This is a genomic window from Paralimibaculum aggregatum, from assembly GCF_030270585.1.
In the GTDB taxonomy this organism is placed as follows: Bacteria; Pseudomonadota; Alphaproteobacteria; order Rhodobacterales; family Rhodobacteraceae; genus Thermohalobaculum; species Thermohalobaculum aggregatum.
This window is the reverse complement of record NZ_BSYI01000015.1, coordinates 85,178-97,555: the sequence shown is the minus strand read 5'-3', so window position 1 is coordinate 97,555 and position 12,378 is coordinate 85,178. Positions and strand designations below refer to the sequence as shown.

Annotated in this window: 14 protein-coding genes; 8 read left to right on the top strand and 6 right to left on the bottom strand. The window is 72.2% G+C overall.

Annotated features, from left to right (window positions below; translation table 11 throughout):
• Positions 1 to 123: 123 nt before the first annotated feature.
• The 5 genes from QSJ97_RS11270 to QSJ97_RS11250 form a co-directional block, all read right to left on the bottom strand.
• A complete protein-coding gene (locus QSJ97_RS11270; RefSeq protein ID WP_285671860.1) occupies positions 124 to 918 on the bottom strand; it encodes an FAD binding domain-containing protein in 795 nt (264 codons plus the stop codon).
• Positions 919 to 940: 22 nt separating this feature from the next.
• Positions 941 to 3,310, bottom strand: a complete 2,370-nt coding sequence (locus QSJ97_RS11265; RefSeq protein ID WP_285671859.1) for a xanthine dehydrogenase family protein molybdopterin-binding subunit — start codon at positions 3,308 to 3,310, stop codon at positions 941 to 943.
• A 79-nt stretch (positions 3,311 to 3,389) separates the two neighbouring features.
• A complete protein-coding gene (locus QSJ97_RS11260; protein WP_285671858.1) occupies positions 3,390 to 3,878 on the bottom strand; it encodes a (2Fe-2S)-binding protein in 489 nt (162 codons plus the stop codon).
• Positions 3,879 to 3,958: 80 nt separating this feature from the next.
• A complete protein-coding gene (locus QSJ97_RS11255) occupies positions 3,959 to 4,546 on the bottom strand; it encodes an SRPBCC family protein (protein WP_285671857.1) in 588 nt (195 codons plus the stop codon).
• Positions 4,547 to 4,654: 108 nt separating this feature from the next.
• Positions 4,655 to 5,152, bottom strand: a complete 498-nt coding sequence (locus QSJ97_RS11250) for a hypothetical protein (RefSeq protein WP_285671856.1) — start codon at positions 5,150 to 5,152, stop codon at positions 4,655 to 4,657.
• Between the two features lie 345 nt (positions 5,153 to 5,497).
• On the opposite strand from QSJ97_RS11250, the gene QSJ97_RS11245 reads away from it, so the two are divergent.
• The 7 genes from QSJ97_RS11245 (at position 5,498) to QSJ97_RS11215 (ending at position 10,560) form a co-directional block, all read left to right on the top strand.
• Complete coding sequence (locus tag QSJ97_RS11245; protein ID WP_285671855.1) at positions 5,498 to 5,665, top strand: hypothetical protein; 168 nt, start codon at positions 5,498 to 5,500, stop codon at positions 5,663 to 5,665.
• A gap of 80 nt (positions 5,666 to 5,745) precedes the next feature.
• Positions 5,746 to 5,895, top strand: coding sequence for a hemin uptake protein HemP (gene hemP, locus QSJ97_RS11240; RefSeq protein WP_285671881.1), 150 nt, complete (start codon positions 5,746 to 5,748; stop codon positions 5,893 to 5,895).
• A complete protein-coding gene (locus tag QSJ97_RS11235) occupies positions 5,892 to 6,509 on the top strand; it encodes a hypothetical protein (protein ID WP_285671854.1) in 618 nt (205 codons plus the stop codon). The genes hemP and QSJ97_RS11235 overlap by 4 nt, the downstream gene beginning before the upstream one ends.
• Positions 6,510 to 6,925: 416 nt before the next feature.
• Complete coding sequence (locus tag QSJ97_RS11230) at positions 6,926 to 7,345, top strand: hypothetical protein (RefSeq protein WP_285671853.1); 420 nt, start codon at positions 6,926 to 6,928, stop codon at positions 7,343 to 7,345.
• A 191-nt stretch (positions 7,346 to 7,536) separates the two neighbouring features.
• Positions 7,537 to 8,847: an arylsulfotransferase family protein gene (locus tag QSJ97_RS11225; RefSeq protein ID WP_285671852.1), complete on the top strand. Its 1,311-nt coding sequence runs from the start codon at positions 7,537 to 7,539 to the stop codon at positions 8,845 to 8,847.
• Positions 8,828 to 9,091: a hypothetical protein gene (locus QSJ97_RS11220; RefSeq protein ID WP_285671851.1), complete on the top strand. Its 264-nt coding sequence runs from the start codon at positions 8,828 to 8,830 to the stop codon at positions 9,089 to 9,091. Before QSJ97_RS11225 ends, QSJ97_RS11220 begins: the two co-directional genes overlap by 20 nt.
• A complete protein-coding gene (locus QSJ97_RS11215) occupies positions 9,091 to 10,560 on the top strand; it encodes a sulfotransferase (protein WP_285671850.1) in 1,470 nt (489 codons plus the stop codon). Before QSJ97_RS11220 ends, QSJ97_RS11215 begins: the two co-directional genes overlap by 1 nt.
• Positions 10,561 to 10,569: 9 nt before the next feature.
• Here the strand turns inward: QSJ97_RS11215 and argE are convergent, their stop codons facing one another.
• A complete protein-coding gene (argE, locus tag QSJ97_RS11210; RefSeq protein WP_285671849.1) occupies positions 10,570 to 11,733 on the bottom strand; it encodes an acetylornithine deacetylase in 1,164 nt (387 codons plus the stop codon).
• A 159-nt stretch (positions 11,734 to 11,892) separates the two neighbouring features.
• On the opposite strand from argE, the gene QSJ97_RS11205 reads away from it, so the two are divergent.
• Positions 11,893 to 12,375 (top strand): GNAT family N-acetyltransferase, encoded by a 483-nt coding sequence (locus QSJ97_RS11205; RefSeq protein ID WP_285671848.1) that lies wholly within the window; start codon positions 11,893 to 11,895, stop codon positions 12,373 to 12,375.
• Positions 12,376 to 12,378 lie beyond the last annotated feature (3 nt).

Below are 12,378 nucleotides of genomic sequence, written 5' to 3'. Positions count from 1 at the left end.
GGCCGCCAGGGCGGGCGCCGCCTCCGGGCTGGTCCGCGCAGCTCCGGCCGCCGGCGCGGCGCCTGCGCGGATGGGGAGGCAGCGGGCCGCAGGGGCCCGCCACAATGCCTGGCGGCGGGAGGCTCAGCCCGCAGCCGCCACCGCGCGCCGGGTCATCACGCCGACGAGATGGGCGCGGTAGTCCGGGCTGCCATGGATATCGCCGATCATGCCATCCGCCGGAACCGAGAGCCCCGCGAGCGAGCCCTCGGAGAACTCGGTGGAGAGCGCCGCCTCGGCCTCGGCCCAGCGGAAGACGCCCTTCTCGGAGGCGCCGGTCACCGCCACCCGCACGCCGCCGGAATACTTCGCGACGAAGACCCCGGTGAGCGCGAACCGCGAGGCCGGCTGCACGAACTTGGCATAGGCCGCCTTCTGCGGCACCGGGAAGCGCAGGGCGGTGACGATCTCGCCCTCCTCGAGCGCGGTGGTGAACATGCCCTGGAAATACTCGTCGGCCGGGATCTCGCGGCTGTTGGTCACCACCGTGGCACCGGTGCCGAGCACCGCGGCCGGGTAGCAGGCCGAGGGATCGTTGTTGGCCACCGAGCCGCCGATGGTGCCGCGGTTGCGCACCTGTGGGTCGCCGATCCGGCCCGCCAGATCGCAGAGCGCGGGGAACGCGGCGCGGATCTCGGCGGAGCCCGCCACCGCCGCATGGCAGGTGGCGCCGCCGATGGTGACGGTGCCGTCCGCCACGGCGATCCCCCGCATCTCGGCGATGCCGGTGAGGTCGACCAGCGCCGAGGGCTGCGCGAGGCGGGCCTTCAGCGTCGGGATCAGGGTCTGCCCGCCGGAGATCGCCTGCGCGTCCTCGCGGGCCAGCGCCGCGGCGGCGTCGTCGAGCGTGCTGGGTTTCAGATAGTCGAAGGCATACATGGCTGTCTCCTTGCCTGCCGGGTCACGCCTTGGCGGCCTGGATCGCTTCCCACACCCGGGTCGGCGTGAGCGGCATGTCGATATGGCTGACGCCGTGCTCCGAGAGCGCGTCGATCACCGCGTTGACCAGCGCCGGCGGCGAACCGATGGCTCCGGCCTCGCCGCAGCCCTTCACGCCGAGCGGGTTGTGGGTGCAGGGGGTCACGCAGGAATGGTCCACCGCGAAGCTCGGGAAGTCTGCCGCCCGGGGCATCGCGTAGTCCATGTAGGAGGCGGAGGCGAGCTGGCCTTCGGCGTCGTAGACCGCGTTCTCCAGCAGCGCCTGACCGAGCCCCTGGGCGAGCCCGCCATGGACCTGGCCCTCGACGATCATCGGGTTGACGACATTGCCGAAATCATCGGCCGCCACGAAGTTCTGCACCTCGACGCGGCCGGTCTCCGGATCGACCTCGACCTCGCAGACATAGGCGCCGGCGGGGTAGGTGAAGTTGGCCGGGTCGTAGAAGGAGGTCTCCTCGAGCCCCGGCTCCAGCTCCTCGATGGGGTACTTGTGCGGCACATAGGCCGCGAGGCAGACATCGCCCCAGCCGAGCGCATTGTCGGTGCCGGCCACGGTGAACTGCCCGTCGGCGAACTGGATGTCGCCTTCCGCCGCCTCCAGCAGGTGGGCGGCGATCTTCTTCGCCTTGGCGACGATCTTCTCGACCGATTTCACGATGGCCGAGCCGCCGACCGCCAGCGAGCGCGACCCGTAGGTGCCCATGCCGAAGGGCACGCGATTGGTGTCGCCGTGCACGATGTCGACCTGGCCCTCGTCGCAGCCCAGCATGTCGGCCACCACCTGGGCGAAGGTGGTCTCGTGCCCCTGGCCGTGCGAATGCGAGCCGGTGAAGACCGAGATCGAGCCGGTGGGGTTCACCCGCACCGTCGCCGCCTCGTAGAGCCCGGCCCGGGCACCGAGCGCGCCGACCAGCGAGGAGGGGGCGATGCCGCAGGCCTCGATATAGGAGGCCAGCCCGAAGCCGCGCAGCTTGCCGCGGGCGGCGCTTTCGGCCTTGCGCGCGGCGAAGCCGGCCGCATCGGCCATCTCCAGCGCCTTGTCGAGCGTCGCGCCGTAATTGCCGGTGTCGTACTGCACCGCCACCGGCGTCTGGTAGGGGAAGGCATCCGGCGGGATGAAGTTCTTCCGCCGCAGCTCCGCCGGGTCCAGCCCGAGCTCGCGGGCCGCCTTGTCGATCACCCGCTCGAGCTGGAAGGTCGCCTCCGGACGGCCGGCGCCGCGATAGGCGTCCACGGGCACGGTGTTGGTGAAGATCGCCTGCACGTTGGTGAAGATCAGCGGGGTCCGGTAGTTGCCGGCCAGCAGGGTGCCGTGCAGCCAGGTCGGGATGCAGGGCGCGAAGGTCGAGAGATAGGCGCCCATGTTGGCCAGCGTGTGGCAGCGCAGCGCGACGAAGTTGTGCTCCGCATCCAGCGCCAGCTCGATGGTGGTGACATGGTCGCGGCCCTGCGCGTCGGAGAGGAAGGCCTCCGAGCGGCTCGCGGTCCATTTCACCGGGCGTCCGACCGCCTTGGCGGCCCAGGTGACATAGGCCTCCTCGGCATAGTGGTAGATCTTGGAGCCGAAGCCGCCGCCCACATCCGGCGCCACCACCCGGAGCTTGTGCTCGGGGATCGAGAGCACGAAGGCGCCCATCAGCAGCCGGATCACATGCGGGTTCTGCGAGGTGGTCCAGAGCGTGTGCTCGTCGCGGGCGGCGTCGTATTCGCCGATCGCGGCGCGGGGCTCCATCGGGTTGGCGACGAGCCTGTTGTTGACCAGCTCGAGCCTGGTCACATGCGCGGCGCCGGCGATGGCCTCGGCCACCGCGTCCTTGTTCTCCTGGACGAACTCCCAGTCGAAGCAGAGATTGCCCGGCACGTCGTCATGCACGAGGCTCTCGCCCGACAGCGCGGCCTTCATGTCGACCACCGCCGGCAGTTCCTCGATCTCGAGCTCGATGGCCTCGGCGGCGTCCTGCGCCTGCTCGAGGCTCTCGGCGAGGATCGCCGCGACGGGATCGCCGACATGGCGCACCTTGCCCTCGGCGAGGATCGGGTGCTTGGGCTCCTTCATCGCCTCGCCGTTCTTGTCGGTCACCTGCCAGCCGCAGGGCACGCCGCCGACCGCCGCGAGATCCTGCGCGGTGTGGATCGCCACGACGCCGGGCATCGCCGCGGCGGCGGCGGTGTCGAGCTTCGCGATCCTGCCATGCGCCACGTCGGAACGCAGGAAGTGGCAATAGAGCTGGCCGGGGCGGTTGATATCGTCGGTATACTGGCCCTTGCCGGTCAGGAAGCGGATGTCCTCGCGCCGCTTCGAACTGGCGCCGATGCCGTGATCCTTGGGCATGTGAATTCCTCCGGATGGTCGGGGCTGCCGCGTCTCGTTCGGGGCATCACCCCCGGGCGCGGTTCGGCCCGGAAAGGGGTTACTCGGCGGCCTGCGCCTGGCCGGACATGGTCGCGGCGGCGGCCTGGATCGCCTTCACGATGTTGTGGTAGCCCGTGCAGCGGCAGATGTTGCCCTCGAGCCAGTCGCGGATCTCGTGTTCCGTCGGGCTCGGGTTGGTCTTCAGCAGGTCGGCTGCCGACATGACCATGCCCGGGGTGCAGAAACCGCATTGCAGCCCGTGATGGTCCTGGAAGGCCTGCTGCAGCACCGAAAGCGTGCCGTCGGCATTGGCCATGCCCTCGATCGTGGTGATCTCGGCGCCGTCGGCGGCGGCGGCGAACACCGTGCAGGCCTTCACGCTCTCGCCGTCGATATGCACCACGCAGGCGCCGCATTGCGAGGTGTCGCAGCCGACATGCGTGCCGGTCAGCCCGAGCCCGGTGCGCAGGAACTCGACGAGCAGGGTGCGCCCCTCGACCTCGCCCGAGACGGCCTTGCCGTTCACGGTCATCGAAACTTGTGCCATCGGGCATCTCCTCCCTGGATGTGTTCTGTCTGGGTCGGGACTGCCGCCCGCGGTCGTGGGCCGGGGCGGCGCAGGCGGGCTCAGCTTCCGATGATCCGGCCGAGCCAGGATTTCTTCTTCTCCGGCGCGACGACCGGGGCGGCATCGGCCTTGGCGGCCTCGGCCGGGGCTTCGGCGGCATCGGGCGCGTTCGCCGCGTCGGCATCGGTGCCGTTCCGGGTCTCCGCGGGGCCTTCGACCTCGGCCTTGAAGCGGTCGAAGAACTGGTCCGCCATCTTCTTCGCGAAACCGTCGATCAGCCGCGATCCGAGCTGGGCCAGCTTGCCGCCCACCTTGGCCTCGGCCTCGTAGGAGAGTTTCGTGCCCTCCGGCAGGTCCGAGAGATGCACCTTCGCGCCGCCCTTGGCGAAGCCGGCGGCGCCGCCCTTGCCCTCGCCGGCGATGGTGTAGCTCTCGCCGGGCACGATGTCGGTCAGTTCCACCGCGCCCTTGAAGGTGGCGGAGACCGGGCCGACCTTCTGCTTCACCGTTGCCGCGAAACCGGTCTCGGAGGTCTTCTCGAGTTCCTGACATCCGGGGATGCAGGCCTTCAGCACCTCCGGGTCGTTGAGTGCGGCCCAGACCTGATCGCGCGGCGCCTCGATGACGCGCTCTCCGGACATCTCCATGTCGTGACCCTCCCGTTGTTTTGCGCAAGGCTAAGGGCAACTGGCGGCCGCTGTCCAGCGAGGAAGCCGCCTTCCGCAACGGCGCTCGCGCGCACCGGCGGCCGGGGTTCAGAGCGCCCGCCCGGCGGCCAGCCTCAGCGCCGCGCGCAGCCCGAAGGCGAGCACGATCACGGCGATCGCGGTGATCGGCGCGGCCAGCCAGATCGTGTCTCCCGGCGCCTCGACCGTGGCACGCCCGCGGCGCCCGAGGCTGACCCAGACGAGATCGCCCCGCGCCACCATGGGCTGCGGCGCGCCCTCGCCGTCGCGGATCAGCCGCCCGTCGGACTCGCGCGCCAGCATCCGGTCGCGGGTGTGCACCACCGCCCGGTCGCCATCGGGGAAGCGCAGCTCGAGCACGAGGTCCGGATTGCGCCCGCCGGAGCCGGTGCCGGTCATGCGCAGGTCCACCACCTCACCCTCGCGGCTCGGCCAGAAGAGGCTTGCCGGCGGCGGGTCGCCGAGCACGGTCCAGACCATCCATGTGACGAGAACCGGCACCAGGATCATCAGCGCGACCGCGCCCCAGAGGCCCGCGCGCGCAGCGCCTCCTGCCGGGGCGTTCATGCCCGGTGCCGGCGGTGCGCGGCCGTGGCGGGACGGGGCGTGGCGGGACGGGGCGCGGCGGGGCAGGGGGTGGCGGGGCAGGGGGTAGCGGGCACTGGCATGGGCGGGGCTTCCTCTCCGCCAGGACTATGCCGCGGCCGGGCGGGACGGACAAGCGGCGCGGCCACGCGCCGGTTGCCGGTCGCCGGGGCAGGCGGCAAATAGACGACAGAAAAACTCGGAATTGACAATGCCGAGTGAATCAGTCAGTTATCAGGACGGCCCAGCCAGTCCCCGCCACACGGTGCAGCCCGGCCCGATCCCCCAGACCCCCGATCCACCGACCCGAGGACACGGAGTGCTGCCATGACCGCCTTGCCGGACCCCGCCGACCCCGACCGCCGCCGCACGCCGGCCAGCGACCCGAGCACCGAGCTCGGCGATCTGCTCGCCCGCTTCCCGGCCTTCCTTCCGGGCGATGCCGCGCTCGAGGCGCTGCTCGACCGCATCGAGGAGGCGGACCCGTGCAGATGATCGACCGTCCCGCGACCCGCTCCGCAACCAGGACCGATCCGCCCGAGAGCCGCGATCCGCGCGAAGCCCGCCAGACCCGGCTGCGCGCGCCCGGCCCGCAGGTGCCGTCGCTGCCGCTGCACGATGCGCGGCTGCTCACCGAAGGCGGCGACATGGCCCGGATCGCCCTCGACGGGCAGGTCTACACCCTGCGGATCACCCGCCAGGGCAAGCTGATCCTGACCAAATGAGCGCGCCGGCCGATCCCCGGCCGCGCGGCGGCGCCCCGGTCGGCTATCTCGCGGAGCTGTCGGAGGTCGAGACCGCGGCGGTGCTGGCGATGCGCCTCTGGTGTGCCGGCGAGACCCGCCAGGCGCAGCTCTGGACCGAATTCGCCACGCTGTTCGGCACGCGCGACGGGGCTGCGCATCTCAAGGGCCTCGAGCAGATGATGGTGCTGATCGCCGGCCATTCCCGCCGGCCGGTGATGCGCCATCGCTGCGCCTGCCGCTGCCTCGGGGCGGACGAGGCCGTGCTGGCGCGGATGATCGGCGCGGCGGCCGAGGGCAACCGCGATGAGGCAGCGTTGTTTGCTGCGCTGCTGGTCCGCGTCGAGATGGCGACGCTGCTCGCGGCGGAGGCCGAGGTGGTGGCGGCGACCCTGCGTCTCGCGCTGATGCGTGGCAGCGGCCTGCGCGCCGAGGTCTTCGACCCGCCCGGTGCCCCCGAGACCGATGCCGCCGAGACCCATGCCGCCGGGACCGATGCCCCCGGGACCCATGCCGCCGGGACCCATGCCGCGGAGGCGCCGGCCGATATCGTGCCGCTGGCCGCCAGCCACCGCGCTGCGCCGACCCGGCACTGAGCCGGGGCGCGCAAACCTCTCTCCCTTGCGGGGGCCCTCCCAGGACCCTGCGACACCTCGCAGACAGCCACGCCCGCGCAGCCATCTGCCCTTTTTCCCTCTCCCCTCGGCTGGCCGGCAACAGCGCGGCGACAGGCATCGCGGCCCGCGCGACCTGGCCGGGAGGCTCGGCCGGCCATGCCCCGTGCTCCGCCGGCGCTTCGCGCTGCGCGGGTCGAGCCATGCCGGCGACGAGCGCCGCGAAGCGCCGGGTGGCTGGCCGGGGAAGATTTACCCGTTCGATACAATCGAGACCGGCCGCGACATGAAACCGATACGCGGCCTGCCCATCTCCACCCTCGACAGAGATACCGCAGCGACGCCGGCCCGGCCCCCCGGCCCCCCGCGTCGGCGCCGGAAAGCAAGGGAGAGACCCGATGGCGATCGAAGATTATGCGAAGATGAAGACCGAGAGCGGCAAGCTCCGCAAGGAGAACACCGAGGCCCGCAAGAAGATCACCAAGCGCCTCGACGATTGCGCCAAGAAGGCCGAGAAGCTGAAGACCAGCTTCAAGGACAACCAGGGCATCCTCGACACCTTCACCAAGCGGGCCGACGAGGGCTATGCCGCCTGGCTGAAGGTCGCCGACGAGATCATCCCGCTGCAGACCGAGCTCAAGGAGGCCCGCAAGCGCAAGGACACCGCGAAGGTCAAGGATCTCGAGGGCCGCATCGCCAAGCTCGACCGCAAGGCCGCCAAGGAGGCCGACAAGGTCTCCGGCGCGGTGAAGGAATACCGCAACTGGATGGTCTTCGTGGATGACTGGGCGACCAGCCTCGAGAAGTTCGCGCTCTGAAGCCCTGCCGGGGCGCCTGGCGGCAGGGCGCCCCGGTCCTCCGCCGCCCCCGCCCGCCCACCCGCGGCGGAGGACCGGGGCGGCGCGGGCTGCGGCCGCGCGGCCCGCGCCGGCGCTTGCCCAGGCCGGCGGGCATCGGCTAGACCCGGCGCAGGGTGCCGCCCGGCGCCCGGCCCGGCTGGGGAGGGGACGTGATACGCTGGCTGTCGGCAGGGCTCTTCGTCTGCGCCATCGCGGTTGCCGCCTTCGGTTATGGCGTGCTGGCGCACAAGGACGACCTCTTCCCCGTGCCGCTGATGCGCGAGGTGCAGCGCGACCTGCGGGCCCTCGTCGTCAACGATCTGGCGCTCGACACCGTGCGCCATGCCGCGCCGGTGGAGACGCTTCTGCCGGACCGCCTGGCACCGGGGCTGCTGGCGATCTCGGGCGCGGACACCGATTTCCACCCCGTCGTGCGCGTCGTCGACCGCAAGGGGGCGGTGGTGCAGCGGTGGCGGCCGGACTGGTTCGCCCTCTTCGACGACATTGCCTTCGTGCCCGAGGCGCGGCGTCCGAAGGCGGCGCCCAATGCCTATCCGCACGGGCTCGCGGTGCTGCCCGACGGCGGCATCGTGCTGAATTTCGAGCATCTCGCCACCGCCGCCTATGACGCCTGCGGCGGGCTGCGCTGGGCGCTGCCCAATCTCGGCCATCACAGCGTGCACGTGACCGAGACGGGCGAGATCTGGGTGGCGGCAGAAGTCTATCACGACGCGGACCCGGTGCCCTATGCCAATCACAGGGCGCCGCTCAGGGCCTGGACCGCACAGCGGATCTCCGCGGATGGCCAGGTGCTGGAGACCATCGACATCATCGCGCTCCTGGAGAGGCTCGGCCTGCGCGGGCTGCTGCATCTCTCCACGCAGATGCAGCGCGAGACCGAGGTCACCGGCGACACGCTGCACCTGAACGACGTGGAGACCTTCCCCGAGGGGCTCGCCTCCGGGATCTTCACCCCGGGCGATCTGATGCTCTCGCTGCGCAACATCAACACCGTGCTGGTGCTCGACCGCGAGACCGGGGCGGTGCTGTTCCAGTCCACCGGCCAGGTGCTGCGGCATCACGACCCGGATTTCGTCGCGGGCGACCGGATCTCGGTCTTCGACAACAACAACACCCTGCCCGCGCGCGAGCCGGTGCCGGCGAGCCGGGTGGTGGAGATCGACGCCCGGACCGGAGCGCTCACGGAGGTGCTCTCGGGCGCACCGGGGGCGGCGGCGGGCGGCGAGCCCTTCTTCACCGACATCATGGGCAGCCATCAGCGCCTCGCCAACGGCAACATCCTCGTGGCCTCGGGCGCCGAGGGCCGGCTGCTCGAGTTCCTCGCCGACGGGCGCCTCGCCTGGCGCTACAGCAACCGTATCTCGGAGGACCGCAATGGCTGGATCTACGACGCGCTCCTGCTCCCGCCGGACATGGATGCCGGCTTCTTCGAAGAAGCCCGTGCCGCCTGTGGCGGGTGAGCGGGCGCGCCGCCTGGCGGGGCTTGCGCTCGCCGCGGGGCTGGCCGGGCTGGCGACGCCGGCCGCGGCCTATCTCGGCCCCGGCGCCGGGATCGGCGCGGTGGGGACGCTGATCGCCGTGGTCTTCGCCGGGCTGCTGCTGATCGTCGGCTTCCTCTGGTATCCGCTGCGCCGGCTGCTGCGGCGGCGGAAGAAGGGCCGGGACGCCGGCCAGGGCGGGCAGGACGGGCCGGGCGCGGCCTGATGGGCGACTGGGCGGCGGCGGTGCTGGCGGCGCTCGCCTTTGCCGCCGCGCTGGGGCGGGCCGGCATCCTGGGGGTCGCACGGGGGGCCGCGGCAACGGCCGGCGCCGGTGTCGAGGCGATGCTCGACCGCAGCCTCGGCGAGGAGGCGCAGGAGCGGGCGGTGCAGGCCGCGGGGCTGGCGCTGCTCGGCGCGAGCTGGGGGCTGGCCTGGCGCTTCGCGCTCTGCCTTCTGGCCGCCGCGTTGCCGGTGCTGCCGCTCTGGGCGCTGGGGCTGGCGGACCCGGGCCGCGTGCTGGCGCTCTCGCTCGGCTGGGAGTTCCTCCTGGGGGCGACGCTGGTGCTGGGGGCCGGCGCATGGGCGTTTGGCCGGCGGGCCCCGGCGGCGGCAACCGAAGCCACCGCATATCCCCTCGCCGAGCGGCTGCTGCACCGCGCCGCCTTTGCCTCGCCGGGGGTGCTGCGCGCCGCGGCCCGGCTCGACGACCGGCTGCTGGGCCGGGCCGCCGGCGGGGCGGACAGCCGCCCGCCGGTGTTCGTCACCTCGCTGCCGCGGGCCGGCACCACGGCGCTGCTCGCCGCGCTCGATCGTCTGCCCGGGCTCGCCGCGCATCGCTATCGCGACATGCCCTTCCTCACGGCGCCGCTGCTCTGGAACCGTGCCCGCCGGCTGCTCGGCGCCCGCATCTCCCGGCGCGAGCGCGCCCATGGCGACGGGCTGGAGATCGACCTCGACACCGCGGAGGCCTTCGAGGAGGTGCTCTGGATGCTGCACTGGCCGGAGCATTATGGCGCCGATGGCATCCGGCCCTGGGCCGCCGCCGATGCCCGCCCCGAAGCCGCCGCGGATTTCCGGCGCCATTTCGCCAAGATCGTCGCCCTGCGCGCCGATGGCCAGGGCCGCTACCTCTCCAAGAACAACGCCAGCATCGCGCGGCTCGGCCTGCTGCCGGAGATGTTTCCCGGCGCGGCGGTCGTCGTGCCGCTGCGCGAGCCGAGCGCCCATGCCGCCTCGCTGCTGCGCCAGCATCGCAACTTCACCCGCCTGCATGCGGATGACCCCTTCGCGGCGCGCTACATGGAGGATATCGGGCATCTCGAATTCGGCCGCCTGCACCGGCCGATCCGGTTCCCGGGCTTCGACCGGACGGAATTCGCCCTCGGCAGCCTGACCCCCGAGGACCCGGATTACTGGCTGCGCTACTGGATCGCCGGCTTCGCGGCGGTGGAGGCGGCGGCCGCGGCGGGAATGCCGGGGCTCGTGCTGGTGGATCAGGACGACCTCCGCGCCGCGCCAGGGGCCACCATGCGCGCGCTCTGCGCGGCGATCGGGGTGGATGCCGGGGAGGCGGACTTCGCCGGCGCCTTCCGCGGCGAACCCGACCCGCGGCGGGAGGAGGGGCTCGACCCGGCGCTGCTGGCCGAGGCCCGCGCGCTCCATGCCCGCCTCGCCGCGCAGGCGGTCAGGTGATAGGGCGCCTCACCCCGTCAACGTCTCGCCGAGGGCGCGGATCATCGCGCAGCAGGCGTCAAGCTCACCGGGCAGGATATACTCGTCCGCCCGGTGCGCCCGGTCGATCGAGCCCGGACCGCAGATGATCGAGGGGATGCCGGCGGCGTGGAAGAGCCCGGCCTCGGTGCCGTAGCTCACCGAGCCGGCAGCGGGCCTGCCGGTCAGCCGCTCCATCAGCCGGGAAAGCCCCGGATCATCCGGGAAGGGCAGCGCCGGATAGCCGCCAAGCATCCGGTGCGACACCGAGATGCCGGGGTATTCGGTCTCCAGCGCCTCGGCGCGGGCCAGCAGGCTGGCGGCGATCTCGCGCGGGTCCTCGGCGGGAATGGCGCGAACCTCGCCTTCGATCACCGCCCGCTCGGGGATGATGTTGAGCGCCACGCCGCCGTGGATGGTGCCTGCGACGAGCGTCGAATGGGCCGGGGCGAAACGCGCGTCCCGCGCGCCCTCCTCGGCAAGCGCGGCGGCCCGGGATTCCATGGCCGCGAGGAGCCGGGCGGCCGGGTAGAGCGCATTGATGCCCTTGGCAGGCTCGGACGAATGCGCCGCCCGCCCGGTGATCTCCACGGCAAAGGCCTGCTTGCCCTTGTGCGCGAGCACCGGGGCCAGCCCCGAGGGCTCGCCGACGATGCAGGCGGAGGGCGGCGCGCAGAGCTCCGGCAGGCGGGCGATCATGTGCCCCACCCCCTGGCAGCCGATCTCCTCGTCATAGGAGAAGGCCAGATGCACCGGCCGCGCCAGCCCCATCGACGCGAGCGTCGGCGCCATGGCGATCATGCAGGCGAGGAAGCCCTTCATGTCGGAGGCGCCGCGCCCCACCAGCCGCCCTTCCCGCTGGGTCAGGCAGAACGGATCGGAGGTCCAGGGCTGCCCCTCCGCCGGCACGACGTCCATATGGCCGGAGAGGATCACGCCCGGCACGTCACGCGGCCCGATGCTGGCGAAGAGATTGACCCGGTCGCCCTCCGGCCCTGGCAGCACATGGCAATCGATGCTGGCCGCGGCGAGACGGGCCCGCACGCAGCCGGCCATGGCGGCATTCGATCGCCCCGGCAGATCGGGAATCGCGACGAGATCGCCGAGGATCTGCGCCGCGCCGGGGGCGGCACGGGCGGTGATCGGAATGGTCATGCGCGCTCCTCGTGCCTTTGCCCCATGATGCCGGCAGGGGCCGCGCAGATCCTGCCGCAAGTCCTCGGGCAGCCGCAATTCCATGCCGATCGGCCCGGCACAAGAGCCGCAGATTCGGCGCGGTTCGGCACAGGCTCAGGGGCCGAGAGGAGAGCTGCGATGCACGAGGCGATGGGGCAGGCCGGGTTCCCGGCAGAGGAATGGCGCCGGGACGACGGCTATGCGATCAGCACCGATCCGGCGCGGATCGACCGCAGCGAGGTGGCGCGCTTTCTCGCCGGGGAAGCCTACTGGACACCCGGCCTTCCGCCCGAACTGCTGGAGCGCGCACTGGCCCATTCCCTGCCGGCCGGGATCCATGCGCCGGCGGACGGCATGGTCGGCTTCGGCCGGGTGGTGACCGACTACACGGCCTTCGCCTATCTGCGCGATGTCTTCGTGCTGCCGGCGCATCGCGGGCGGGGGCTCGCCACCTGGCTCGCGACGGTGATCCGCAGCCATCCCGCCCTCGCCACCGTCGGCACCTGGATGCTCGCCACGCGCGACGCGCACGGCGTCTATGCCCGCGCCGGCTTCCGCCCGGTGCCGAACCCGGAATTCTACATGAGCCTCCGCCGCGGCGAAGGCGGAGACAGGAGCTGACCG